This window comes from Nostoc sp., assembly GCF_036917515.1.
Taxonomy (GTDB): domain Bacteria; phylum Cyanobacteriota; class Cyanobacteriia; order Cyanobacteriales; family Nostocaceae; genus Nostoc.
Genome location: NZ_JBALDE010000156.1, coordinates 49,951 through 76,613, shown reverse-complemented (window position 1 = coordinate 76,613; position 26,663 = coordinate 49,951). Strand labels below are relative to the sequence as shown.

The 26,663-nt window shown below is 39.9% G+C and carries 19 protein-coding genes; 13 read left to right on the top strand and 6 right to left on the bottom strand.

The window, feature by feature from the left end:
- Nucleotides 1-2,980 (top strand): leucine-rich repeat protein (locus V7K89_RS20480; protein ID WP_335190319.1); only part of this gene is annotated, 2,980 nt, incomplete at its 5' end.
- A gap of 337 nt (nt 2,981-3,317) precedes the next feature.
- Here the strand turns inward: V7K89_RS20480 and V7K89_RS20475 are convergent.
- Nucleotides 3,318-4,067 carry a TspO/MBR family protein gene (locus tag V7K89_RS20475; protein ID WP_335190317.1) on the bottom strand — a complete coding sequence of 250 codons (750 nt, stop codon included), beginning with the start codon at nt 4,065-4,067 and terminating at the stop codon, nt 3,318-3,320.
- Between the two features lie 155 nt (nt 4,068-4,222).
- Here V7K89_RS20475 and V7K89_RS20470 point away from each other — a divergent pair, with 155 nt between their 5' ends.
- Nucleotides 4,223-4,840 (top strand): hypothetical protein, encoded by a 618-nt coding sequence (locus tag V7K89_RS20470; protein ID WP_335190315.1) that lies wholly within the window; start codon nt 4,223-4,225, stop codon nt 4,838-4,840.
- A 136-nt stretch (nt 4,841-4,976) separates the two neighbouring features.
- Here the strand turns inward: V7K89_RS20470 and V7K89_RS20465 are convergent, their stop codons facing one another.
- Complete coding sequence (locus V7K89_RS20465) at nt 4,977-5,654, bottom strand: class I SAM-dependent methyltransferase (RefSeq protein ID WP_335190313.1); 678 nt, start codon at nt 5,652-5,654, stop codon at nt 4,977-4,979.
- A 509-nt stretch (nt 5,655-6,163) separates the two neighbouring features.
- Here V7K89_RS20465 and V7K89_RS20460 point away from each other — a divergent pair.
- The 11 genes from V7K89_RS20460 (at nt 6,164) to V7K89_RS20410 (ending at nt 22,876) form a co-directional block, all read left to right on the top strand.
- Nucleotides 6,164-8,275 (top strand): O-linked N-acetylglucosamine transferase, SPINDLY family protein, encoded by a 2,112-nt coding sequence (locus V7K89_RS20460; protein ID WP_335190311.1) that lies wholly within the window; start codon nt 6,164-6,166, stop codon nt 8,273-8,275.
- A gap of 452 nt (nt 8,276-8,727) precedes the next feature.
- On the top strand, nt 8,728-9,819 hold the full coding sequence (locus V7K89_RS20455; RefSeq protein ID WP_335190309.1) for a DUF4350 domain-containing protein: 1,092 nt from the start codon (nt 8,728-8,730) through the stop codon (nt 9,817-9,819).
- 74 nt (nt 9,820-9,893) lie between these two features.
- Nucleotides 9,894-10,844: an AAA family ATPase gene (locus tag V7K89_RS20450; protein WP_335190307.1), complete on the top strand. Its 951-nt coding sequence runs from the start codon at nt 9,894-9,896 to the stop codon at nt 10,842-10,844.
- A 362-nt stretch (nt 10,845-11,206) separates the two neighbouring features.
- A complete protein-coding gene (locus V7K89_RS20445; RefSeq protein ID WP_335190305.1) occupies nt 11,207-11,917 on the top strand; it encodes a response regulator transcription factor in 711 nt (236 codons plus the stop codon).
- A gap of 172 nt (nt 11,918-12,089) precedes the next feature.
- Nucleotides 12,090-13,988, top strand: coding sequence for a sensor histidine kinase (locus tag V7K89_RS20440; protein ID WP_335190303.1), 1,899 nt, complete (start codon nt 12,090-12,092; stop codon nt 13,986-13,988).
- A gap of 79 nt (nt 13,989-14,067) precedes the next feature.
- Nucleotides 14,068-14,802 (top strand): DUF928 domain-containing protein, encoded by a 735-nt coding sequence (locus V7K89_RS20435; RefSeq protein WP_335190301.1) that lies wholly within the window; start codon nt 14,068-14,070, stop codon nt 14,800-14,802.
- Between the two features lie 23 nt (nt 14,803-14,825).
- Nucleotides 14,826-18,989: a two-partner secretion domain-containing protein gene (locus tag V7K89_RS20430; protein ID WP_335190298.1), complete on the top strand. Its 4,164-nt coding sequence runs from the start codon at nt 14,826-14,828 to the stop codon at nt 18,987-18,989.
- A gap of 167 nt (nt 18,990-19,156) precedes the next feature.
- Nucleotides 19,157-20,095 (top strand): prolyl aminopeptidase, encoded by a 939-nt coding sequence (pip, locus tag V7K89_RS20425; RefSeq protein ID WP_335190296.1) that lies wholly within the window; start codon nt 19,157-19,159, stop codon nt 20,093-20,095.
- Between the two features lie 299 nt (nt 20,096-20,394).
- Nucleotides 20,395-21,210: a class I SAM-dependent methyltransferase gene (locus tag V7K89_RS20420; RefSeq protein ID WP_335190294.1), complete on the top strand. Its 816-nt coding sequence runs from the start codon at nt 20,395-20,397 to the stop codon at nt 21,208-21,210.
- 131 nt (nt 21,211-21,341) lie between these two features.
- Complete coding sequence (locus tag V7K89_RS20415; protein WP_335190292.1) at nt 21,342-21,983, top strand: DUF4232 domain-containing protein; 642 nt, start codon at nt 21,342-21,344, stop codon at nt 21,981-21,983.
- A gap of 101 nt (nt 21,984-22,084) precedes the next feature.
- Entirely contained in the window at nt 22,085-22,876 is a 792-nt protein-coding gene (locus V7K89_RS20410) for a GH25 family lysozyme (protein ID WP_335190290.1), read from the top strand.
- Between the two features lie 99 nt (nt 22,877-22,975).
- Here the strand turns inward: V7K89_RS20410 and V7K89_RS20405 are convergent, their stop codons facing one another.
- The 4 genes from V7K89_RS20405 to V7K89_RS20390 form a co-directional block, all read right to left on the bottom strand.
- Complete coding sequence (locus V7K89_RS20405) at nt 22,976-23,413, bottom strand: NUDIX hydrolase (RefSeq protein WP_335190288.1); 438 nt, start codon at nt 23,411-23,413, stop codon at nt 22,976-22,978.
- Nucleotides 23,414-23,708: 295 nt separating this feature from the next.
- Complete coding sequence (locus tag V7K89_RS20400) at nt 23,709-25,820, bottom strand: glycoside hydrolase family 10 protein (RefSeq protein ID WP_335190285.1); 2,112 nt, start codon at nt 25,818-25,820, stop codon at nt 23,709-23,711.
- 12 nt (nt 25,821-25,832) lie between these two features.
- Nucleotides 25,833-25,967 carry a hypothetical protein gene (locus V7K89_RS20395; RefSeq protein ID WP_335190282.1) on the bottom strand — a complete coding sequence of 45 codons (135 nt, stop codon included), beginning with the start codon at nt 25,965-25,967 and terminating at the stop codon, nt 25,833-25,835.
- An 84-nt stretch (nt 25,968-26,051) separates the two neighbouring features.
- Nucleotides 26,052-26,624, bottom strand: coding sequence for an HdeD family acid-resistance protein (locus V7K89_RS20390; protein ID WP_335190280.1), 573 nt, complete (start codon nt 26,622-26,624; stop codon nt 26,052-26,054).
- Between the last annotated feature and the right edge of the window lie 39 nt (nt 26,625-26,663).

Genomic DNA, 26,663 nt, shown 5'->3' with positions numbered 1-26,663 from the left:
GGCGCTGGCTAAATTAACCAATCTGAGGGAACTTTACCTCTTTGACAACCAAATAACCCAGATTCCAGAGGCGCTGGCTAAATTAACCAATCTGAGGGAACTTTACCTCTTTGACAACCAAATAACCCAGATTCCAGAGGCGCTGGCTAAATTAACCAATCTGACGCAGCTTGACCTTAATGACAACAAAATAACCGAGATACCAGAGGCGCTGGCTAAATTAACCAATCTGACGCAGCTTGACCTTAATGACAACAAAATAACCGAGATACCAGAGGTGCTGGCTAAATTAACCAATTTGAGGGAGCTTTATCTCTTTGACAACCAAATAACCCAGATTCCAGAAGCACTGGCTAAATTAAACAATCTGACGCAGCTTGTCCTCTATAACAACAAAATAACCGAGATACCAGAGGCGCTGGCCAAATTAACCAATCTGACGCAGCTTGACCTCAGTTACAACAAAATAACCGAGATACCAGAGGCGCTGGCCAAATTAATCAATCTGACGCAGCTTGTCCTCTATAACAACCAAATAACCGAGATACCAGAGGCGCTGGCTAAATTAACCAATCTGACGCAGCTTGACCTCTATAACAACCAAATAACCGAGATACCAGAGGCGCTGGCTAAATTAACCAATCTGACGCAACTTGTCCTCTATAACAACCAAATAACCGAGATACCAGAGGCGCTGGCTAAATTAACCAATCTGACGCAGCTTGACCTCAGATACAACAAAATAACCGAGATACCAGAGGCAATCGCTAAATTAATCAATCTGACGCAGCTTGACCTCAGTGACAACCAAATAACCGAGATACCAGAGGCGCTGGCTAAATTAACCAATCTGACGCAGCTTGACCTCAGTGACAACCAAATAACCGAGATACCAGAGGCGCTCGCTAATTTAACCAATCTGACGCAGCTTGACCTCAGTGACAACCAAATTACCAATATTCCATTAGAAATTCTTAATTCAAGAAATACAAAAGAGATTTTTAATTACTTGCGGCAAATTAGCACAAGTGAAACTCGACCATTACACGAAGCCAAACTCTTGCTCGTCGGACAAAGTAACGTCGGCAAAACATCTCTCATCGAGCGACTAATCCGCAATAAATATGACAAAAATCAATCCCAAACCGACGGACTCAATGTAGAAACTTGGAACGTGCAGGTTAATAGCAAATACATCCGCCTCAATGTTTGGGACTTTGGCGGACAGGAAATTTATCATGCCACCCATCAGTTTTTTCTGACTAAGCGCAGCCTCTATCTCCTCGTTTGTAATTGTCGCACCAGCGAAGAAGAAAACCGCATCGAATATTGGCTGAAACTAATCGAAAGCTTCGGCGGACAGTCCCCCGTGATTATCGTTGGCAACAAAAAGGACGAACAACCTCTCGACATCAACCGCAAGGCATTACGCGAAAAATATCCTAACATCCAAGCGATTATCGAAACCTCCTGCCAAGACAATATCGGCATTGATGAACTTCGCACCGCCATTTTGCAGCAAATCGCCAACCTCAAAGAAGTCTACGACCTTTTACCCCTGACATGGTTTGAGGTTAAACAAAAACTCGAATCCATGACTGAAGACTTCATCAGCTACAACCACTACATCGGCATCTGCCACCAAAAAGAGATTCCCGAAGAACAAAACCAAGAGCAACTAATCGACTTGCTGCATCGACTCGGCTTAGTTCTCAACTTCCGCGATCATCCCATCCTCAAAGATACCAACGTCCTCAAACCCAACTGGGTGACAGAAGGCATTTACGCGCTCCTAAGCGATGAAAACCTCAAAACTAAAACCAAAGGCATTTTCAGCTACGACGATCTCATCCGCATCCTTAATCCAGAGCGATATCCCACCGAGCGTCACAGTTATCTAATCGGGCTGATGAAAGAATTTGAGCTTGGCTTTGCACTAGAATGTTACCCACCACAATTTCTGATTGCGGGACTTTTGCCTAAAGACCAACCAGACGAAACAGAACTAGAAGGCGAAACCCTCGAATTTCAATACCATTACAAAGTTCTCCCCGAAAGCATCATCTCCCGCTTCATCGTCATCAGCCACGAAAAAATTCATAACCAAATCTATTGGCGCAGTGGCGTAATGCTGCAATATCAAGAAAACAACGAAATCTACAACATTGCTCGGATCAAAGCCGATCCCGAAGACAAAAAAATCTTCATCACCATTAGCGGACGTAAAGAAACCCGCCGCTTATTTCTCGGCATTCTCCGCGATGTCTTCCAAAAAATCCACAAAAGTCTTCCCAATCTCGAAATCACCGAATGGGTTCCCGTCCCCAACTATCCCAAACATCCACCCCTTGACTACCAAGAACTTCTCGGACTTGAGACAATGGGTGAAAGCACAATCACCATCGGCAAACTAAAATTAAAACTCGATTTGCGTCAACTACTTGATGGGTATGAAGATATAAGAACTCGACAAAGACAACAAATAGACAAAGGAATTATTGAACCAGCCCCCATTAAAGAACCAATTATGTCAGAAAGCATCACAAACCAAATATTTGTTAGCTACAGTCATCAAGATGCAGAATACCTAACAGAACTGCAAAAACAACTAAAACCGTATATTCGTGCAGAATGTTTCATCGTTTGGGATGACACCAAAATCAAACCAGGCGCAAAATGGAAAGCCGAGATTGAAAAAGCATTAGCCACGGCTAAGGTTGCTATCCTGCTAGTCAGCCCTGACTTTATAGGCTCTGATTTCATCGACAAACATGAACTCCCCCCCTTACTCAACGCAGCCGAAGAAGAGGGATTAACCATTATCTGGATTCCAATTAGTGCAAGCTCATACAGAAAAACAGACATCGAAAAATACCAAGCTGCTCACCCTCCAAATAAACCTCTTGACACTTTAAATAAGGCAGAACGTAACCAAGCTTGGGTGAAAATTTGCGAAGAAGTCGAAAAGGCAATAAAATAGAACCTTTGTCAACATTAACCAAATTCAACTTAAATGCTATGGAAATAGGGAGCAAATTAGGCATTGAACTAAAGTTTCCCTCTGGGAAATAGACTTTTCTCACTCCAGAGGCGATGCAACCTACCACATATTGCCATTGTCGAGTCCTAGCAACCCCGACGCTTACCTTTGGATTTGCAAGCAGAAGTACATTTACCGAGCGATCACTATTCTATTAAAGAGTTTAAAAAACGGTAAATTGTTAATTGCTCTACCGTTTTTTATGGATATAGAATGCAGTAATCAAAAGTCAAGTGATATTTGTCCTAGCTTTCATGTCAGGGTTAATTTTGGGTATTTATTTATCCACAGGTGTTAGTTTTAAAGGATACAATGGCTCAGATCCATTTAATTGCCAAATTCTAAATACCAATACAGCAGCTACAGTTAACCACACACAAGAAAATGATAAAGTCATTCCCGCTACAGGATTACTTTGCCAATAAATTGCCGTCACCACTACAGTAGATAACCAAGGGCCCAAAATAACTACAGGTACAGCAGCACCTAATCTCCGTTCTACAGTAAAAATCGTATTCCAAGTATCCCCTAAAGCCAAATGTACCACAAATAAAATTAAAGGTAACACTAAAAACTGGTGATTCATTTGCTGCCAAACCAATACAGAAGAAATCACCCGCAAAACAGCAATTATCATCCAAACTATGGGAAATGCTAAAGGTGGAGGAGACCATCTTGGTTTGATTACCTGGTCATAGGTCTGACGAGAACGGGTATTATCTAAAAGAGAAAAAATCCGCGAGCGGATACTTAATAGAGCAAAGAATAATCCAGTCAATAAAGTACTAAACCAACTAGGAAAAGAATTATCTTCAACAAATATTACTAATTTCTGCATTCCTAGTAACACAAGAATCATCACTAATATTTGTAGGATAGTTCCTATTGTATAAACTACAATTGCTTTAATATCTATTTCATTTGTATTAGGTATTAATGTACTTGAAGACTGCTGCTGATTCTTAAGTTTTACCCCCATCACTGTATTAACAAACTGTTCTATTCCACTATTCTTGAATTTATTCATAGTTAAGAGATTGTGCGTAGTTGGTAATTAGTAGTAATAAATCATTATATGATGTTCTAATAATTAAAAATAATTTTTGTAGCTCTTTTCACATCAGAGTTTATAAATTCCGAATCTAATGTATAGTCTTTCATGAGTGATATTGAGGAAAAAATGTGGAATTTCAGAAGTTTTTGTATATTTTTACTCTAGTAAAGATTGCTACGTTTGCTGTGAGTGTACCTGTATTTGCTCAAATCGCACAGACTCCCTTTAATTCTTCACAGTCGAATTGTCGTGCAACTAAAGTAAATACTCCCATTTTCAAAGAACCTTCAACATCATCTAACGCGATTAGAATATTGTCAGCAAACACAAGGATTACTTTAGCATATATACCAGTTAGCGGAGATAGATTTGTCAGAATTAAATCTCCGACTTCCGGATTTATTCAAACTGCTGCGCTGAAATTTTGTCAGACGAATAATAACGCTCAAAACCTATGGAATAAACCTACTATTGGCAGTGTATGTCGGAAAATTGTCAGACAGGAAACTCTACGTCGCCAACCAAGTACAAAAGAACCTTTTATTACAACTCTTTATCCAAACACAAATGTGTTTGTGAACTTGGTTACAGGTAATATCGTTAAGTCATACAAATCTGAAAATTACATTTGGGTAGAAATCGACCTTTCCAGAAGTTTCCCTGGAGAATTATCTGGTAATGGTTGGATGGTCAATACTGACTTAGTAAATACTCCCGGATTAAGCAGTCTAGCTTATTGTAGTTAGTAACTTTCTAATTATGTTACCCAGGTATAAAGTGTGTTTTATTTATGAATTATGATGTATATTTGCATTAATATAATAGTCACTGTTGACAAAGCTGACAAAAGCACAATATCAACGAAAAAATGTGCTTAATACTTTACTCCTGTTCAAAGACAAAAATAATGGAAATCGGTTTGTTTGTCTTGGGATCGGATGGCTCATATAAATTTAGCAATCGGTAATTCAAAGCATGGAATTCGTCGATCCATGATTCCAGGGTTCTGAAATACCAAGGAGTAGGGTAAAATGGTCGCTCTGCATTTGGTTGCCATGAAGTTTCGCGCCATCCATTGGAGTATGGAGAGTCACCACAAGCAATTATCGGATGAAGTGTTTGAATGATTATTTTGCCTTTGGACTCTAACAAGCTATGACCTGCCTTGGCGATTTCATCAAGAGCGCATTCGCCTAGAATTGAAAAGTTACAGATAAAGCAACAAAAATAGTTAATGGTGCTAAATCTTTGTGATGCAAGATCCGAGTAAGAACAGACAAGAAAGCGAGAATCACCACTATCCTTTGCTGTCTCAATGAGATCGGCACAAAAATCAACACCCCAGCCATCGATTCCTAAAGAAAAAAGCTGTCGAGACAACCATCCCTCACCGCATCCAATATCTAAGAATGTTCTTGGATTAAGTTGGGTTATCGCTTTTACTATAGCGGCATCTGTGGCGATCGCACGGCTTTCAATTTGTTTATTACGAATTGCTTGTGTCCATAATTTGGCATTCATCTGCCATGAGTCAAGGATTCGTTTTTCATTCTCGTCCATAAGCTGTTACGTATTTAAATTGTATATTTACTCGTGTACCCCTCTGGGGAAGCAAGCTACGCGCAGTGTCTCCTTCAGGAGAGGGTTGTCATTAGTCAAAAGTCATTAGTCATTTGTATTTAAAAGGAGAGATGACCATTGACTGCATGACAGTCTTAACAATTGCAATGTATAATCTAGACACACATCAGCTTACAACATCGCTCAAATAGCACAAACAAGCTTTTCCTTTAAAACATAAGCGATAATGCAACCAGATGCACAAATTCCCCTACTTACAGAAATCAAATTTGTAACTTATGTGTACATTAAATTACAGGAATTCTTTAGGTTCTTTCGATTAGCGATAGTACAAGTGAATTTCATAGTTATCTATATCAATTAAGTATCTTCAGTTACACTAGACTAAGTCAGTACAAAATTTTTTTTGAGTTGCTGAGGATGCTGTTGGCTTTTTGGTGTTTTTTCGAGTTTAATAAGCGATCAGATCATTAGTTAATTGCAACGCTATGTTAATTAATGAATTAAGAGATATTAATTTGATTATTTTTCCTGACTGGTCTAATTTAGAAAGTGCGCTCGCAGAAGACTTGACAAATGTTCTTAGAACTCTTTTCACACATCCAGCTAGACAAGATATAACACTGCTAATTTATAGTCAAAGTTTATCAGATGAACTACAAGATAATGCTAACTCATTACTTTTTGAGACAGTTCTAAAACTTAGTTTGCAAGAGTCTGTCTCGGAAGACCTGAATGTAGGGGTTACGGGTCAGTTAACTACTGAAGAATGGTCTATTATTAAATCATTAATTAACTTTCGCATCCCAATTAATCACGAAGAACGATACATTATCCAGCAGCCAGAAATTGCACAAATTCCCAGATGTGATTTGTCAGAAATTGAACAGCCAACTATTTATGAAGCGGCTCGCCTAGAATCTTGGCACAGATGGGGTGATTATTTCGCAGACAGTGAATCGCCTGAAAACGCTATCTCATATTACAGCAAGTATTTATCTAGTTGTCCGCACCAGATTAACTATTATCTGAAGTTAAGTGATGTTTTGTGTAAAACTGGTCAGATGCCAGCAGCTATCAAAACATTGCAAAATGGTGTTAGCAATTGTCCTCAAACAGAAGAACTATATTACTGGCTGATTATTCGTCTAAAGCAAAGCCAGAACTATCTGGAAGCTCGTAACTTTGCTCAACAGGTTACAAAGAAGTTTCCTGAAAACTACGTATTTAAGATGTTGAGCTATCTGATACTTCCAGAAACTTATCATACTCTTCAAGAGATTGATACCTATCGGTCATGGTTTCAAGATGGGCTAAAAAAATTGATTCAAGAAATAACAAGGAATAGCCCGGATGAATATAAAAAAGCTTTCAGAGGAATCAGCCATCATACAAATTTTTTTCTTGCATATCAGGCAAAAAATGACCTGATATTACAGCAGCAATATGGACAGCTAGTTCACCAAATTATGACGGCAAATTATCCGCAATGGAGTCAGATCCATCCGATTTATTCTATTAGCAACAATCGAAGAATTAAAATTGGCTATCTTTCCTATTTTTTATGTAGCTGGAGTGGTACAGTTTTGTTCTTAAACTGGCTTAAATATGCAGATAATCAAAAGTTTGAAATTTATTCATATCACATAGGGCATCAAATTGATGCTGCTACTCAATTATTTCAGTCTTATAGTACAAAGTTTTATCATTTGCCGAATAATTTAGAACAGATTTGTCAACAAGTTATTGACGATCGCCTTGATGTGTTAATTTTTCCAGAAATAGGAATGGATGCCACAACACTATGTATTGCTGGACTCCGTTTAGCACCGATTCAATGTATGGCTTGGGGGCAACCTGTAACTTCTGGATTACCTACCGTTGACTATTTTTTATCTAGCGAACTGATGGAGCCTGTGAATGGCCAATATCACTACAGCGAAAGCCTTGTACGTTTGCCTGGTGTTGGGATTTCGTATCCAACGATCAAAGTTGACTCAGTTAGTCGCAGCCGATTATTTTTTGGATTACGAGAAGATGCTATCGTCTACATCTCTAGTCAAGCTGCTTATAAATATCTACCACAGTACGATTACATTTATGCAGAAATTGCCCGTCAAGTTCCCAATGCTCAGTTTATGTTCCTTCGCTCTGGGATTTCTCAAGAACGTCTAAAACGGGTATTCGCAGCTGTCGGATTAGATAGTCTTGACTATTGTGTATTCTCTCCTGTGCTACCACGTGATGATTATTTTGACTTGCTTTCTTTGGCAGACATTTATTTAGATACCCTCGACTGGGCAGGTGGTAACACAACACTGGATGCGATCGCCTGTCATTTACCAATTGTCACTTGTCCTGGTGAGTTTATGCGGGGGCGTCATTCTTATGGTTTTTTGCAAGCGATCGCTGTCACACAGACAATTGCAGATGATATCTCGCAATATATTCAGATTGCAGTGCGATTAGCCGTAGATATTGATTGGCGATACTCAGTTCGTGAAGCCCTAAAACTCTCAAGCAACGTTCTGTTTGACAATCCCACCGCTACCCAAAATTTAGAAGCATTCATCAAACAGGCGATCGCGTTGAGAAACTAAAGCAGGTATATTTTGACTTTACCTGAGTCAGCTGTTACGCAAAGAACATTGCACATTAACTAGTATTCGCGCAGCGTCTCCAAAGAGGGTTGTCTTTTGTGCTTAGAAACACAAATGACTAATGACGATAATTCTTCTGCCGTCCCAAGTGCGATTGCACAATTCCCTAGCTTCGCTTTTTTTAATTAAATAGCCTCGGCAAATATGTCTAACTTGATACTTAGTTTAATAAAGTCCATTTAGTTAAATCGACATTAGCACTCCACATCAATCAATATCGACATAAGCTGTTGGAACGGCTGAAAGAGAAATCTTGGTGGTCATCTCAGCTAAACTTGACCGATCCTCGTAAATTGCTAAAGGTATTGCTAAAGTTAATTATATTTTTGACTTTGCCTGAAAAATAAGTAAGTATTAACACTAGTGATATTTAAAGGCAATAAAAGTCGAAAATGAAACGTCCAAATCGCCTTGCTTGGATGGGAGCGATCGCACTCGCTGCGATCGTTTTACTTAGTTTGTTCGTGGCTCCCAATACTACTAAACTTAATGCTGGCTCTACTTATAACCGCGCCTCCGATGGTTATGGTGCTTGGTATGCTTTTATGCAACAACAAGGAATTTCTGTTAAGCGCTGGCAAAAGCCTTTTAGTGATATTCAGTCAGAGAACAGCCCAATTACACTCCTACAGGTAGGCGGCTATCCCAGGGAAACCACACTGAATAGTCAAGAGCGGGAATGGGTAGAAAAAGGGAATACTTTGGTAATTTTGGGTGCGAGGGCGCGGGTTACAGAAGCGGAGTTTAGCACTATGCAAAAATCTCCTGAAGGTGATATTAAAATTGATACATGTAGACGAAATAAGAAAGCTAATTCCCAGCAAGTTAATTTAGGCGATCGCTTCGGTGCTGTTGTTTGGAAAGAAAATTACAAAAAAGGAAAGGTGATTTTTTCTACTACTCCTTATTTAGCTGCCAATGCCTACCAAGATTATTTAAGTAATTTCAAGTATTTAGCTAGTTTGGTTACTAAAAAAAGTAACACAGTCTTTGTTGATGAATACATTCATGGCTATAAAGATGCTGATGTCAGGAAGAAAGAAAGCGAAGGAGATTTATCTAGTTTTATTGCCAAAACTCCTTTATTTCCGATATTGATTCAGGTAGGTATCCTGCTATTAGTGTTAGTTTGGGCACAGAATCGCCGCTTTGGTAAGCCAGTAGCTTTAGATACATCAGTTGTAGATAATAGCGAAGCATACATCCAAGCTTTAGCCGGGGTGTTACAGAAAGCTGATACCACCGACTTTGTTGTTGAAATGGTGGGTAAACAAGAACAGCTACAACTCCAAAAAGTGTTGGGATTAGGACAAGTACTTTTAGAACGTCAAGCCTTGATCAACTTCTGGATGGAAAAAACAGGCGCAAGTGCAGCAGAACTAGATGCAGTTTTAAAGCTACAATCTCGCAAACAACCCATCAGTAAACGAGACCTGTTAAGCTGGTTGGGGAAATGGCAAACCATTAGGGAAATTAAAAATTAAAAATTAAAAATTAAAAATTAATTTTTTGGAATTATTCATAGTATTTCTGGGTTGGTTATTTATTAATAAAAAATATGAGTGAAACACATCCTATCTTAATTCGTCTTGGTCAAGGTCTTAATCAAGTAATTGTCGGACAATCTAGCTTAATACAGCAACTTTTAGTAGCACTGTTAGCGGGTGGGCACGTAATTTTAGAAGGAGTACCGGGAACTGGAAAAACCCTACTAGTAAAAGTGTTAGCGCAGTTAATTCAAGGGGAGTTTCGCCGGATTCAATTAACACCTGATGTTTTACCTTCAGATATTACTGGTACAAATATTTTTGACTTGAATAGCCGCAATTTCACTTTGAAAAAAGGGCCAATATTTACTGAAGTATTGCTAGCGGATGAAATCAACCGTACTCCACCCAAGACACAAGCAGCGCTGCTAGAAGCGATGGAAGAGATGCAGGTAACGCTGGATGGTGAAAGTTTGCCTTTACCAGATTTATTTTGGGTAATTGCAACGCAAAATCCCCTGGAATTTGAGGGAACTTATCCTTTACCAGAGGCGCAATTAGACAGATTTTTATTTAAGCTGGTGGTAGATTACCCCAATCAAGCTGCTGAAAAACAAATGTTACTCAATCGTCAGGCGGGTTTTGCAGCACGACGTTTAGATATTAGTCGTTTGAAACCAATCGCAACAGTAGCCGACATTTTGCAAGCACGACAAGCAGTCAAAGAAGTTAAAGTATCAGAAGCGATCGTTGATTATTTGTTGGCGTTGGTGACAATATCGCGTCAATATCCTGATTTGACTTTGGGTGCATCACCCCGCGCTACCGGTGCTTGGTTGCAGACATCTCAAGCCCTAGCGTGGTTAGCAGGAAGGGATTTTGTAACACCAGATGATGTCAAAGCAGTTGCATCACCGTTGCTACGTCATCGTCTCATCTTGAAACCAGAAGCGATGCTGGATGGTTTACAAATGGATGCGGTAATTGCGTCGGTAATTAATCAAGTACCAGTTCCGAGGTGAAAAAATAAAACCTCTTGCGTAAATCGTAAATGTAAAATTTGCCCACACTGCGGTATCTTGCTACATCCCCCAACCCCTTCTCCCAATTCTGGGAGAAGGGGAGCCAATTTTAAAGTCTCTCTCCCAAGTTTGGAAGAGGGATTTAGGATGAGGGCTAATTAGTTATGATTCCGAATCTGAAATCAGATCGCACCTTTAGATTTGCACTTTTCTGTATAGCTCGAAAATTCATCTCCAATTAAAATAAGCGCATACTTCAATGAGTTAGGGCTAAAAGATGCAAGATATGACTCTCAAGCTAAACGTCAAAGACGAAGAAAATTTTTAGAAAGCTTAAAGAAACTTTGAATTTGGATGAAAATATGGTAGGAATAAATTTAAAAGAACATCAAGTTTTTGGATATTTGCCAGTGGAAAAAAAACTGGGTATTCTTGTTGTAGATGACCACCAATTAATTTTAACTGGTACGCTCGATGTCTTAAGTAGACAGTATCCCAAAGCTGCGATCGCTAAGGCTCAGACGGCAAAAGAGACACTTTCCCAACTTCAATATCAACACTTTGACCTGATTGTGATGGATTTATCAATTCCCAATTGCCAAGGAGAGACAGCAGAAATTGATACTGGAATTAAGCTGTTGCAAACTTTGCTCCAAGAATATCCCCATCAGAATTTTATGGTGCAAACTAGTTATGTGAAGGCGTTAATTCGGATCAAACACGAGATTGATAATCATCAAGCTGGATTTGCAATCGCAGATAAAGGATTACCCGAAGATGAAATGCTAATGCGGGTTAATTTGGCCCTTCATGGTGCAACTCACACCAAAGATATCAAAACAGGAATCGAACTCAAACCAGAATGGTTGGAGGTGTTGCGGTTGGCTTTTGAAGAGAGTTTGACAGATAAAGCGATCGCCGAGCGAATGTATAAATCAGAACGGGCAGTACGTACTTATTGGACAAAGATTCAGGACGTGTTAGGAGTGTATCCTGAAGACTGCAAGCAAAGTGGTAAGAATATGCGAATTCAAACTGAAATTCGTTCCCGTGATGAAGGTTTAATTGATTAATCCGGGGAAATTTAATTCGGGAAAAAGCGAGATGAGATTATGTCCGTTTGATTACTTATTAAACTCGAAGAACCCCAAAGAATCAAAGCTACGCTTTGTCTTATCAAGTGAAGCATCTGGCGTGTGGGGGTGCAATGACTGTGGGAATTATAACTAATTATCTAGACATGATATGAGCAGGAGAATCTGGAATTGCATTCGCCAAGAATTTGGATTGTGGTTACAGGCTGCACCTCCTGGAATCGTGGTACTATTTATAGCGATATTGATACGTATAACTGGAGGAATGCAATCTTGGGAATGGATGCTTTTTGATCAGATGTTATGTCTGCGTCCGGTAGAAAAACTTGATGAACGTGTAGTAATTGTAGGTATCGATGAAAAGGATATTAAATCGGTTAAGCAATATCCTATTCCAGATGAGAAGATTGCAGAGTTACTCACCAAGCTGGAAACTTATAAACCGCTAGCTATTGGACTGGATATCTTCAAAAACGTTCCTGTTGAACCTGGTGGTAAACAACTCGCGCAGATATTGCAGCAAAATACTAATATTATTGGGATTCAAAAAATATTACCACCTGAAGCAACTTCTCCACCCCAGAATTTGCCACCTGAACGAGTTGGGTTTGTCGATTTACCTAATGATGAAGATAGCAAAAATCGACGTTATTTGTTATTTACAACAGACCCTAATAATTCTGACAATATCAACGAGGATAAATATTCTTTAGCACTGCGGTTAGTTATTAAATACTTCCAGGCGAAAGGAATTGAATTGGAAACAGGAAAAAATGACCCGAATACAATCAGATTTCAAGGGATTGAATTACCTCGAATCACCCATAATTTTGGCGGGTACGTTAATGTTGATGATGGTGGATTGTCAATTTTAATGAATTTCCGCAATACTTCCAAGCCTTTTCATGTTGTCTCGCTACGCGACATTTTAAATGGAAAAGTAGATGCAGAGTTGTTGCGCGATCGCATTGTATTAGTTGGCAACCGCAACACGAGTACTGGCGATATTTTTTATACATCTGCATTGTCAACCTCAGAATTAAACGGTCAAATTTATGGCATTGAATATCACGCTCATGCGATCAGTCAAATTCTTAGTAATTTAATTGACAATCGCCCAATGTTGCATAGTTGGGGAGATATAGAAGAGTACGTATGGATCTTTATTTGGGGTTTTCTGCCGATTGTTATCGGACGGCTTACTCAATCTGTTTGGACAAATCTACTTAGTGTTGGTGTAGCAGGAGTTAGTCTGTTTATCTGTGGGTATGTGATGCTGTGGGTGTGGGGTATATGGATTCCGGTAGCACCTAGTTTGCTGATCTTAGGTGTAAATGGGCTTGGCTTGAGTGCTTTTGCGTTTTACCAGCATGATAAATTTTTGCGATCGCAAATTAACGAACGTCAAAACACAATTCAACATACTTTTACCGTAATTCATAATGGCCCTTTGCAAACTCTTGCTTATGGATTAAAGCATCTGCGTGCTAATGATATCCCCTACGAACAACTGGTTGGGCAATTTGAAAAACTCGATCGCGAAATTCGGGAACTTGGCGAATTTATCAAACTCGAAGCATTAACCACAGAAGAGAGTTTGCGTTTAGGTAGCGGATTAATACTTGAATTGAAACGACCTTTGCACGATTTATTATATGAAGTTTATTCAAGTACATTAGAACGTAAAGATTTTGAATATTTTAAAACATTAAAAGTTAAAATTCGCAATTTTGAACCAATTGATGATAAATATTTAACTATAGAACACAAACGGGGAATATGTCTGTTTTTGGAAGAAGCTCTATGTAATGTAGGTAAACACGCTCAAGGAGTTAAGCGCGTTCAAGCATCGGGTGTTTATAGTACAACAAATAAATACAATTTATCTGTGAAAGATAACGGTTCGGGCATTAAATCAAAACTAGAAAATAAAGGCACAAAACATTTGAAAATACTTGCTAAACAATTAGGAGGAGAGTTTCGCCGTGAATCGCTTTCTCCACGTGGAACTATATGCGAACTTAGTTGGACACCTATGAAGGAATTTTAAGAAAAAATAAAGGCGTTAATTGCCAGAATTCTGAATTTTCCAAAACTTTTAGATAAGCATACTATCAACAGCATTTACCATGAGTCATCAACATTTAGTATTTTGGCAAAATAAGCATAGACTTACAAGCTTGGTTGTAGGAGCAGTTTTCCTGATAACCGCAGTCCCAGCATTTGCTCAGTTTAAACCACGCGATCGCAAACCAGCCAGCGACAATACCCGTTCGGGTGGTTCGCGTAGTGGATGTTCACCTAGTGGGATACCACTGACACAGCTTGCACCTCAGACATTTATCGGTAAAACTGCTTCTAAACGTCCAATGTTAGCTTGGTATATGTCAAGTTCCCAAAATGCGCGATTCCAACTGTATGAATTTGATTCAGCTAATAGCGTTAAAAAAATTGGGGAAGTTAAAGAAATACACACAACAGTCGGGATTAACAAACTAAAACTTCCCCTCGAATACCCCGAACTCACAGTAGGTAAAACATATTTATGGCAAATTACAATTGACTGCGAAAACGACACGATTATTAGACGTGCAGAATTTACCGTTATCAATCCTCAATCACTCGCTAAAAATCGATTTACTAGCATTCCAGAAAGCATAAATTATTATGCTGAAAACGATCTGTGGTATGAAGCCCTAGAAGAAGCATTAAAAACAACTGGTAATGGGAAACTGGGGCAAACTGGGGCAACTTTAGTTAAAGAACTTGCACAGTCCGAAATGCTTATCGGTGATAACGTAGATAAAAAAAAGATTCAGCAACGAATTGAATATCTCCAGAAAATTGCCAGCGAAAGAATATAGAAAGAGTACGGAGAATAGAAACAATGAAAACTTTGTGGTTTGCTGTCACAGGATGGCTGGGATGCGTGGGAGGTATTGCAGTTTCTATTTATCCTGCTTTTGCTCAGTTAACTCCCGATAACAGCTTGGGAAAAGAGCGATCGCAAGTCATTCCTATTAATACAAGTAATGACCGCATCGAGGGCGGTGCGGCTCGTGGCACGAACCTATTTCATAGTTTTCAAGATTTTAACGTAGGTGAGGGTCAAGGTGTTTATTTCGCCAATCCAGAGGGAATAACCAATATCTTTTCTCGCGTTACTGGTAGTAACTCATCGAATATTTTTGGGAGATTGGGGGTATTAGGTGGTGCGAATTTGTTTTTGCTCAATCCCAATGGCATTTTATTTGGTAAAAATGCCAGTTTAGATGTGCAGGGTTCGTTTGTGGGCACAACAGCGAACGGAATTCAGTTTGGAAATCAGGGGGTTTTTAGCGCGACGAATCCCCAAGCAGCACCATTATTGACGATTAATCCTTCGGCGTTGTTGTTTAATCAAATCCAAGCGAATGCAGGAATTACCAATCAATCGCAAGCAGATGCTGGTAAAAATCTTCTTGCTGAAGATGTCACAGGTTTAAGAGTAGCAGATGCTAAAAGTTTGCTGTTTGTCGGTGGAAATATCAATATTGATGGTGGAAGTATTCGCACTTATGAAGGGAATATTGAGTTAGCAGGTTTGGCTGCACCAGGAAATGTGGGATTAAATATCGCAGGTGATAATATCAGTTTGGCAGTACCTGAAGGTGTAGAACGAGCAAATGTTTCTTTAAATAACGCCGCAGAAGTTAATGTTAGAGGTGCGAATGGCGGAAATATCAAAATTCACGCTCGTGATGTAAATTTAGCAGGGGAAAGTAAACTTAGAGCAGGTAGAGACATAGGTCTAGGAACACCAAATAGTCAAGGTGGTAATATTGAAATTAACGCTACAGGAGCCATAAATCTCACTAACGCCAGCTTTATTTCTAACACATTGCGAAAAGATGCTGTTGGTAAATCTGGTGATATTAATATAACTACAGGTTCCCTGAATTTAAGTAATGATTCATTTCTAGATGCCAGTACTTTTGGGCAAGGGAATTCTGGTAGAGTTTCCATCCTAGCTAAAGATAATATTGCGCTTACAGATAGTAGTGATATTTATAGTTCTGCGGAAGAAGGGAGTGTAGGTAATGGTGGTAGTATTAACATTCAAACAGGTTCTCTCTCTCTAGCGCAAGGTTCCGAACTCAACACCCAAACCTTCGGACAAGGAAATGCTGGTAGTATCAATATCAATGCTCGTGATGCCATCAGTTTAGATGGTTTTATAGATACTACTTTAAGCGACGGCAAACCTGGTCGAATTTATAGCCGTATTACTAGTATCGTCAACTCAGAAGGTACAGGTAAAGCTGGAGATATTCAGATAAAAACGGGTTCTCTCCAATCAACAAATGGGGCATTTATTAGCAGCAGTACCCATAGTAAAGGCGATGGGGGAAATATTACGATTGGTGCTAATGATATTACTTTTGATAGTAATAGTGATATTAGCAGCCAGGTGTTTGCTGATGGTGTAGGTAAAGGTGGAAATATCCGGGTTAATACTGGAACCCTCTCATTATTGGGTGGTTCACAAATATCTACCGCCGTTTCTGGTAAAGGTGATGCAGGTAATATATTTGTTAATGCCCGCGACACAATTAAGCTAGATGGGATAGTAGGCGATTCGACTGCTGGTATCAGAAGTGATGTGATAGCTGGAGGTGTTGGTAATGGGGGAAATATAGAAGTCACAACAACTGGCTTGCTGTCGTTGGCAAATGGTGCAAGTATTGATACAGGTACAAATGGAATAGGTAACGCAGGTAATATCACCATTAATGCCCGTGGAAATATTAATATAGAAGGTTTTACTAAGATTTTTACTCAACAATTCGGAGAAGTAAAGTTACCCAGTAATATTAGTAGTGATATAAATTTAAATGGTGTAGGTAAAGGTGGAGATATCCGCATTAATACCAGAGAATTATTCTTAAACAATAAAGGTCAAATAAGTGCTGATACCCTTGGGCTGGGTGATGCAGGTAATATTTTTATTCAAGCCGCAGAGAAAATTTCTCTCAGCGATACTAATAATATTGGTTTCACTCAAATTAGTACTGCTGTTATCGATAAAGCAAGGGGTAACAGTGGTACTATCAACATTCAAGCTAGAGATTTATCATTAGATAATGCTTCTATTAACGCCTTTACTGTTGGGCAGGGAAATGCTGGCACTATTTCCATTAAAGTTGATGATACTTTATCTTTGAATAATCAAGCAAATTTTAGTAGTGCAACTTCAGAACTAGGAGGTAATGGTGGAGATATTGATATCCAAACAGGAAAACTTTCTTTAAATAATGGTTCTTATTTCTTTGCAACCACTTTTGGCAAAGGAAACGCTGGTAATATATCAATCCAAGCAACAGACACAGTTTCTCTTGCCAATAGCAGTAATATAAGTAGTGCTATTTCTAAAACAGGTGTAGGTAATGCCGGAAATATTGATATCTTTGCCAAGTCTTTTTCTTTAGACGGAGAATCTGCCATTTTTAACAGCAATCTTGGTGGTAAAGGTAATGCTGGTAATATCTCAATCAATACAAAAGAGAATACTTCCTTCACAGATGGTTCTTCTCTGAGTAATGGTACATCGGGCGAAGGTAATGGTGGGAATATTAAAATTCAAGCAGGTGGTCCTGTAACAATTTCTGGACGTAGTGAAAGACTTAGTAGCGGAATATCTAGCGGCGTGTTGGAAACCGGTGTAGGTAACAGTGGTGATATTGAGATTGTAGCCCGTAGTTTAGAGCTATCTGATGCTGCTAATTTGTTTACATTGTCTAATGGTAAAGGCAACGCGGGTAACGTCTTTATAACCACATTGGCTGACACAACTATCAAAGATAGTAGTAATATAGCAACATTGATTGCCACTGATGGAAATGCTGGTAAAATTGCAATTCGAGCAGGTGGTGATGTTTCTATATCGGGAAAAAGCGCTTTGTCCTCCATTCTTTACCTAAATGCAGTAGGTAAGGGTGGAGATATTGAAATTCAGGGGCGTAATTTTTCTTTATCCGATGGTACTGTTCTAAATTCTACTACTGTTGGTAGAGGCGATGCTGGAAATGTGCTAATTAATGCCACTGGCAACATTTCTATCACAAATGGTGCTAGCATCAATGCTGCGACATTTGGGCAAGGAAATGCAGGTAACGTTACCGTTAATGCTGGGGGTAAATTCTCTCTTCAGGGGACAACTCTCGATGGATCTAACTTTGACACTGGCATCTTTAGCATAGTCGGAGTAGATGCAGGATTCACAGGTAAAGGTGAAGGCGGCAATATTAACGTTATAGCCCGTGATTTATCTCTCAATGGTGCAGCTTTATCTGCTAGTAGTCAGGGAGATGGAATTGCTGGGAATATTAACATTAATTCAGGTACTGTACAACTAGATAATAAAGGAATTATTGCTGCTGTAACTAACTCTGGTGATGGTGGAAATATTAGTTTAACCGCTACAGATTTATTACTATTGCGTCGTAACAGCAATATCAGCACAACTGCGGGGTTAGCCAAATCAGGTGGCGATGGCGGTAACATCAATATAGACTCAAAATTTATCGTCGCCAGCCCTGAAGAAAATAGCGACATCAGCGCCAACGCATACACTGGTTCCGGTGGAAGAGTCCAAATTAACTCGCAAGGTATCTTCGGTATCGAAACGCGTTCAAAGCCAACCGAAAAAAGCGATATTACTGCAAGTTCTGAATTAGGCGTTTCAGGTACAACAAATATTAACGCACCTGATACCAGTTACATTCTAAACAGCTTCACCGGATTACCCCCGAACGTCATCGACACCAATGCACTCATCGCCAATAGTTGCATTTCCCGCAGTTCCAAGCAAAATGGTACATTCTTCATCACAGGTTCTGGTGCTTTACGTAATAGTCCGGGGGATGGATTAATTTCAATCTATTCTACAGGTGAAGTGCGTAATGTTGAACCAACATCGCAGACTTGGAAAAAAGGCGATGCAATAGTTGAACCACAAGGGCTTTATCGACTTGCTGATGGACGGTTGGTACTCAGTCGAGAATGTCAGTGAAGCAATTTTTAGATGAAAGGGCGGTTAAAACCCACATTTTACAGAAGCCGATCGCGATCACAATATCAAAGTTAGTGTATTACTCAATCACCTGACATGAAGAGATTGAAGTTGTTTTACCAAAATATAGCGATCGCCATGACAACATTACTGATAAAATATGCAAAATGCGAGAACTTTACCCAGCGATCGAGCCTTACTTAGAAGGTAGTTTACAAGTTTCCGACCTTCATACTATCCATTTTGAAGAGTCAGGAAACCCCCAAGGTCAACCCATCGTTTTGCTGCATGGGGGCCCTGGTGGTGGATGTCCAGCTTTTTATCGGCAATATTTCCATCCAGAAAAATGGCGATTAGTCATGTTTGACCAGCGCGGTTGTGGTCAAAGTACTCCCCATGCCGAATTACGAGAAAACACCACTTGGGATTTAGTCAGTGATATTGAAAAACTGCGCCAACATTTAGGTATAGAAAAGTGGGCGGTTTTTGGTGGTAGTTGGGGTAGCACTTTATCATTAGCCTACAGTCAAACCCATCCCTCTCGATGCACAGGATTAATTCTGCGTGGGATCTTCATGCTGAGGCAAAAAGAGTTGCGATGGTTTTATCAAGAGGGTGCTAGCTATATTTTTCCTGATGCTTGGGAAGAATATCTCAAACCAATTCCCATAGATGAACGTAACGATCTGATCGCAGCATATTACAAACGTTTGACCAATCCAGATTTAGAAATTCAATTAACAGCAGCGCGTGCTTGGTCAATTTGGGAAGCTAGTACCAGTAGACTTTTCTTAGACCCAGAACTGATGCAAAAGTTTGGCGAGAGTGAATTTGCTTCCGCTTTCGCTCGGATTGAATGCCATTACTTTATGAATAAGGGATTTTTGGAAACAGAGGAGCAATTACTCTTAAATGTAGACCACATCCGCCATATTCCGGCTGTAATTGTTCAGGGACGTTATGATGTAGTCTGCCCAATGATATCAGCTTGGGAATTACATCGAGCTTGGCCAGAAGCCGAATTTATAGTGGTTCCTGATGCCGGACATTCGATGAGCGAACCAGGAATTTCCAGTGCTTTGATTGAAGCAACAGATAATATTTAATTCGGTTGAATACTTAGCTTGGAGAATGGGGAGTTTGCTAAAGGAGCGGATGTAAGACTAAACCCACGACAAGGCGATCCCAATCTTTTGAGGATCTTGCAAACAGTATTGTTACAATCGATATTGAATTGGTCTTTGATCCACGAGACTAAATAAAATGAAGTTAGACTCAAAAGCTGATAAAACTAGTACAACACGGCGTAAATAAACATACCATTTAAAATGACGCGAAAGCCCGGAATACAATACTTTTGACTTTTGACTTTTGACTTTTGACTTCCGCGCAGCGGTACTAGCTTATGCAAGACTCTAAACAAGAAATAAATGCCAGAGCTTCTATAGATTTAGAACAGCGAAGGAATTGGTATTCTCCCGTAGCTGATATTTATTACAACGCCAGACCACAATATCCAAAGGAATTAATCGAGCGGTCTGTCGTTTTAGCCCAACTTGACTCAGATGCATCGATTCTTGAGGTCGGTTGTGGTCCAGGAAATGCGACAGTAGCTTTTGCTCAATTTGGTTTTTCAATGACGTGTATTGAGCCAAACCAGGATTTTTGTCGTTTGGCACAACGCCACTGTGCAACCTATCCAAACGTTGCAATCCACAACACCTCATTTGAGGAGTGGGAACTGGAAGCAAAACAGTTCAATGCCGTTCTATCTGCTAATGCCTTTCACTGGATACCGTCAGAAATTCGGTATGCCAAGGCAGCGAAGGCATTACGCGACAATGGGTTTCTCATCCTGCTATGGAATCTGAGACCTGAACTGAAATATGAAGTTTACCAAGCGATCGAGGAAGTATATCAAGTTTATGCTCCCTCACTTGTCCGGTATGAAGGTGCACAAACTCAAACGGAAATTTTGAGAGGGTTTGAGCAAGACATTCTAGACTCTGGTTATTTTAAGGAGTTGGTAACTGAGCAAATCGCGTGTGAGGTGACGTACAGCATCGATGACTTCTTTAAGCTATTAACTACCATGAGTACACTGGAGCCAAAGGCGAAGGAGTTGCTATTTGCAGAATTGCGGGAAAAGCTGAGGAACTTTGGAGACAGTGTAAACCTCTCGTTTCTTTCTGCTGTTCACGTTGCCCGAAAAGATGGATAAGCTGTTGAATTCGTTATGTAATGATGCAGGAGAACAAGTCATTGGAGCGGATGTGCATAACCCTTGTGAAATTGGAAACTTATACTGTATATGAAGCATCAGTGTAAGTAGTTCACTACAAAAAAAGAGATATGCGAATTCTATTTATGGAAAGCAGTCTGTTGTTGCTCCTGACTGCGGTGACAACTGGCTGTGTCGGTTCTTCTTCTGTTACCAAACAGACACAAGCTTTACCAACAATCACTGAACAGCCGACAAAAGAAGCTGTGTTGACCTTAACACCTACACCGACTGAAAAAACTACAGAGAATTCTACCCCTGAAGCCACTACTGTCACAAATCCGACGCGCTGTGAAACTAGCCAATTGTCAGTGCGCCGAGTCTCTGAAGATGCTGGCGTTGGGAATGTTGCAATTACCTATGACTTCACCAATAATGGCTCATCCCCTTGTACCCTCTACGGTTATCCGGGATTGGGATTACTGGATGCAAAAGATCAACCTTTGCAGGGAATTAAAGTTATTCGCTCCCAGGACACTTACTTTTCGAGTAAGCAACTTCGACAACAAGTAACTTTAGCTCCTGGAAAACAAGCCTCATTTCAGATGGCATACAACCACATTAGTTCCCCAGAGAAAAACTGCCCGATGTCTAGTAAAATTCAAATCACACCTCCTAATGCTTACGAGTACTTTACTCTTACAGAACAAATCAAGCCTTGTACAGGCAAAGTTAGAGTGACTCCAGTACGAGCCGCTAACACTCAACCCTAGTAAATTTCTGTAATTTACTCAAAAACCCAGAAAAAGCATAAATATAATCAAAGCCTCTGATAAGTTCAGTATTGTACTAATCAAAAAGGTTAAAAAATTTTATGGAAGGAATTGATGTTGCCGATCAAGACGGCAGAGTAGATTGGACGGCAGTAAAAAACTCTGGTAAAACCTTTGCATTTGTCAAAGCCACAGAAGGAGTTAGCATCAAAGATTCTGCTTTTGCTCATCACTGGCAAACCATGAAAGCAGTTGGTATTATTCGGGGTGCTTATCATTTTTTTCACCCCCATACATCTGACCCGGTTCAGCAAGCAAAGGAATTCTTAAAAACTTTGGGCAAATTAGAACCGGGAGACTTACCACCAGTCATAGATGTAGAGGTAACTGACAAAGTAAATAGTCAAGCTGTAATTAATGCAGCCAAACAGTGGTTGGCAGAGGTAGAAAAAGCCCTTCTACAACAAACACAAAAACCAATCAAACCAATTATTTATACTTTCCCTAGTTTCTGGACAGAACTTGGTGATCCATCTGATTTTGCTAATTATCCGTTATGGATTGCCCACTACGGAACTAAGAACCCAACGATTCCTGGTGCTTGGCAGGGACAATATTTAATCCATCAATATGAAGGTGATATATCTGGTGTAACTGGTGTTAGTGGTCGAGCTGATTTGAATAGATTTAATGGATTGCAGCTTGGAGATTCTGGGCTGAGAGTAAAACAATTACAACAGCAATTAAAAGATATTGGATTATATACTGATGCCATTGATGGGCGTTTTTCTGAGTCAGTTAAGAATGCAATTATTAGTTTCCAAACATCTAAGAAATTGCAGGCTGATGGAATTGTCGGTATAAAAACTTGGGTAGCTTTACTATGGATTTAAGTAAGTAGGTGTGAATAAACAAAGGTTTGCAGCCGTTAACTACAAACCTTTAATTAATTTCATATTGTATAATATATTTTCATTTACTGCGGTAATTACTTAATATCGTAATGCACAAAATTGAGATTTGACCTGGAAAAAACCTTTAAGGATTCGTTTAAGTGAATTAAACTTAACCCGCCTGACAGCTTTATTCACTTCTACCCACTGCCGTTTTCTTTTAGTTGCTTCTGGATAATCTTCACTCAGCATATCAACTGATAATAAATACATCTTGACACAGTAAATTTTGCCTTGTTTGCGGTACTTGTAAGTTCCCACTTCATTTGCATCTACTTGCCCAATTATTCCTGCTTCTTCCCATGCCTCTTTGGCTGCTGAATCAGGCGGACTCATACCATTAGGAATACCTCCTTTCGGAATCACCCAGTGTTGAAAGTCACGGGTTGTAATTAGCAAAATTTCAACTTTACCATTGTTCACTCTGTAAGGAATTACCCCAGACTGTTTAAAGACTTTACTGGCTTTTCGACTCATGTAATTTACATCCTGTACGACCTAGTTTTTTTGTACAATGTTTACTTCAAAAAGTCTAGAGCTGATACTGGATAAATTTTAGTTAATCTTAGGTTATGAAAAGGTTAAAAAATGCTTTTTACCTATAAGAGTTAATTATTCAAAAAATTTCCAGCATAAGTGTTTGAGCGGGTGATGATAGTTTTAATGCCGCAGTTACACTATTATTGTCAGACTGGTTTTATCTTGAAGAGTCAGACACCTATTCGTTAGTTGTCTCCATAAAAGTTATCAGAAATCTGGGCAGCACTTTTGTTCAACTAACTGTAATAACTGTTCCCACACTCTCGTTGGCTAATCTATCCACTGCACAAACAGCATAGGTTCCAGCTTGTTGGACGGTAGCGAAGGTTGTACCAGCAGACAAAATTCGTTGAATTGTCCAAGTATCGCCACTCAGCCGATAAAGTGTCCAGGAACGAACTGGCTGATTATCTCCAGGCTGCCAACTTAGTTTGCGGTTATTGACTTGTAGTCCAATGGGTGCAGATGGTGGTGTTGTATCCTGCCAAGGCTGCCAAGGCAAAGTCGGTGGTAAGGCAGGTTTGTTATAAAGCAGACTTTGAAATTTGTCAGCAATGCCTTGACTATTTTCTGTTAAAACACTGAGATTAAAGAAGATATTTCCCAGTGACAATCGTCCAGCTTGGCTACGACTAATTTTCACTTGCTTTTCAATCTCATCACTCTCACGACTCTTATTGCTTGGTTCTGTCAAATTGTTACCAGCATAAACGTGTCTTTGCTTTGTGTTTACCTGTGTCCACCACTGTAGCAACGCCGAATAACTTTGTTGTGGTTGGTCTGTACGCCAGTAAAGTTGAGGAGCAATATAATCAATCCAGCCTTCTTCTAACCATTTCTTTGAGTCAGCATACAGCACGTTGTAAGCATCCAACCCAGTAATACCGGCAGGTTGTCCGGGGCGATAAATCCCAAAAGGACTGATACCAAATTTTACGTCGGGTTTAGCTGTTTTAATTCCCTGCCAAAGGCGCTGTACCATTTTATTAACATTGTCCCGTCGCCAATCGCCAAGGCTGAGTGTGCCACCAGCTGCTTTATATGCAGCGTAGGTTTTATTATCGGGGAAAGATTGTCCCTCAATCGGATATGGATAGAAATAATCATCTAAGTGAATGCCATCAATATCATAGCGTTTCACTACATCGAGAATTACGTTATACGCCCTGTCTTGAACTATTTTTAGTCCTGGGTCCATCCAGCGTTGTGTTTTCCACAAATAAACGCTTTCTGGATTAGTAGCTGCGATGTGGGGACGGACTGTTTTTGCTGGGTCGGTGGAGGTGCTAGCGCGGTAGGGGTTAAACCAAGCATGGAGTTCAAGATTATGCTTATGACATTCTGCGATCGCAAACGCTAAAGGATCGTAAAATGGTTCTGGTGCTTTCCCTTGAGTTCCTGTAATCCAAGCACTCCAAGGCTCTAATTTAGATTCATATAAAGCGTCTCCCTCTGGCCGCACTTGGAAAATCAAGGCATTGAAGTTTAGCGCTTGTAATTTGGTAATAATCTCGGTAAGTTCAGCTTTTTGTTGAGCAACAGAAAGTCCTGGTCTGGAAGGCCAATCACCATTCCACACAGACACTACCCATGCCCCCCGGAACTCCCGGCTATGATTTACCTTAACGCTATTGACAGGTGTAGGTGTCGGTGTTGGTATTGGTATTGGAGTTGGTGTCGGTGTTGGTGTTGGTATTGGAGTTGGAGTTGGTGTCGGCGTTGGCGTTGGTATTGGCGGCTGCACTAAGTAACTAGAGGCAATTTTTTCTGCCTGACCTAAATACACCAAAGCTTGATAAATAATCACTGCTACATCTGCACGGGTAGCTGCAAGATTAGGATTGAGTAATTTGATATTTGGGAAACTAACCACCAAGCCAGCGCTGGTGGCAATAGCTACGTGATTTCTACCATACTCAGGAATCTGAATAGAATCTTGATAAATTTCTGAGAGTTTTGAAAGGAGGTCAGGTTTAACCTTGGTGGCAATTTCTAAGCCTCCTACCAAAGAAACCAAGACTTCGACTCTAGTAATTCGGTTAGCAGAACGGAAAGTTTTATCAGGAAACCCGCTAATAAATGCTTTTTCGTAAGCTGTTTTGATGGCAGCTGCTGCCCAATAATTCGTAGGTACATCAACAAAGGGAATATACTGCCGCTTCTTGGAAACTGTCCCAAATGCGTTGGCGATGATGGCGGCAAATTCAGCACGGGTAAGTGAATTATCGGGGCGATAAGTGCCATTAGGCAACCCATTGACAATACCGCGTTGGGCTAAGGCTGTAATAAATGAGCGTGCCCAATGGTTTTGAATATCCGAGAATGGAGTAGCAATAAATACCATTGTTAATTGCAGCTAGCTGGCCTTGATTTTGATTTCCTTAGTTAATCTAGCAATTTTGTTGGCATAGGCATAGCCAGCCGTAGGCATTACTGCTGCAATATCTTGTAAACTTTGACTACTCAAGTTTGGGAATGGGGCATTGGGCATTGGGCATTGAAAAGTAAAAAGGCAAAAGATTTTTTTCTTTTTACTTTTAACTATCCTTGTCCTGCATCTCCCCACTCCTATCTACTAACTAGCATTTGCAGTTTGGTCAGGAGGATTCGAGGTAGAACGCGCATTTAACGCCAGCATCACGCGTGAAATGCCGCTGAAAATAATACTGACACCAACTAATGTCCCAATCAGCCAAGGCGCATCGAAGGGCCACTGGAACCAAATTATTGCACCTAACACGAGGGTAATAATGCCATTAGCTAATATCCACGTCCAGTTTTCTTGTGGACGTAACTTGAATGCCAGAATTAACTCGAATGTGCCTTCAGTTAACAAAAATGTGCCAAGTAACAGAGTCAGTGTGAGAACACCAGTAAAAGGATAAACAAGCAGCATGATGCCAGTTGCAATATAAAGCCCGCTCAAGAGAAGTTTCCAAATAAAACCTCCTCGCTCGCGGGTTTGAGTGGCATAAACTAGTTTTGTAAATCCGGCGAAAATCAAAATCGCGGCAATCCAAGTTTCGGCGAATATGGTGGTAAAATTAGGTGCTGCGATCGCAATAACGCCCAAAACACTCAGGATAACACCACTTATCAGTGACCCATTCACATTCTTGTTAGTATCTCTAGAAACATCGCTTGTCATAAAAATCCTTTTCCTATTCTTAGACTAAACTCTACATTT

What these genes read in the sequence shown, in the direction of transcription:
- V7K89_RS20465 (WP_335190313.1), bottom strand. Translation starts at nt 5,654, where the DNA reads ATGGACGAGAATGAAAAACGAATCCTTGACTCATGGCAGATGAATGCC.
- V7K89_RS20460 (WP_335190311.1), top strand. Translation starts at nt 6,164, where the DNA reads ATGTTAATTAATGAATTAAGAGATATTAATTTGATTATTTTTCCTGAC.
- V7K89_RS20395 (WP_335190282.1), bottom strand. Translation starts at nt 25,967, where the DNA reads ATGCCCAATGCCCCATTCCCAAACTTGAGTAGTCAAAGTTTACAAGAT.
- V7K89_RS20435 (WP_335190301.1), top strand. Translation starts at nt 14,068, where the DNA reads ATGAGTCATCAACATTTAGTATTTTGGCAAAATAAGCATAGACTTACA.
- V7K89_RS20400 (WP_335190285.1), bottom strand. Translation starts at nt 25,820, where the DNA reads ATGGTATTTATTGCTACTCCATTCTCGGATATTCAAAACCATTGGGCA.
- V7K89_RS20440 (WP_335190303.1), top strand. Translation starts at nt 12,090, where the DNA reads ATGAGCAGGAGAATCTGGAATTGCATTCGCCAAGAATTTGGATTGTGG.
- V7K89_RS20410 (WP_335190290.1), top strand. Translation starts at nt 22,085, where the DNA reads ATGGAAGGAATTGATGTTGCCGATCAAGACGGCAGAGTAGATTGGACG.
- V7K89_RS20445 (WP_335190305.1), top strand. Translation starts at nt 11,207, where the DNA reads ATGGTAGGAATAAATTTAAAAGAACATCAAGTTTTTGGATATTTGCCA.
- V7K89_RS20390 (WP_335190280.1), bottom strand. Translation starts at nt 26,624, where the DNA reads ATGACAAGCGATGTTTCTAGAGATACTAACAAGAATGTGAATGGGTCA.
- V7K89_RS20405 (WP_335190288.1), bottom strand. Translation starts at nt 23,413, where the DNA reads ATGAGTCGAAAAGCCAGTAAAGTCTTTAAACAGTCTGGGGTAATTCCT.
- V7K89_RS20430 (WP_335190298.1), top strand. Translation starts at nt 14,826, where the DNA reads ATGAAAACTTTGTGGTTTGCTGTCACAGGATGGCTGGGATGCGTGGGA.
- V7K89_RS20415 (WP_335190292.1), top strand. Translation starts at nt 21,342, where the DNA reads ATGCGAATTCTATTTATGGAAAGCAGTCTGTTGTTGCTCCTGACTGCG.
- V7K89_RS20475 (WP_335190317.1), bottom strand. Translation starts at nt 4,067, where the DNA reads ATGAATAAATTCAAGAATAGTGGAATAGAACAGTTTGTTAATACAGTG.
- V7K89_RS20450 (WP_335190307.1), top strand. Translation starts at nt 9,894, where the DNA reads ATGAGTGAAACACATCCTATCTTAATTCGTCTTGGTCAAGGTCTTAAT.
- V7K89_RS20420 (WP_335190294.1), top strand. Translation starts at nt 20,395, where the DNA reads ATGCAAGACTCTAAACAAGAAATAAATGCCAGAGCTTCTATAGATTTA.
- V7K89_RS20455 (WP_335190309.1), top strand. Translation starts at nt 8,728, where the DNA reads ATGAAACGTCCAAATCGCCTTGCTTGGATGGGAGCGATCGCACTCGCT.
- pip (WP_335190296.1), top strand. Translation starts at nt 19,157, where the DNA reads ATGCGAGAACTTTACCCAGCGATCGAGCCTTACTTAGAAGGTAGTTTA.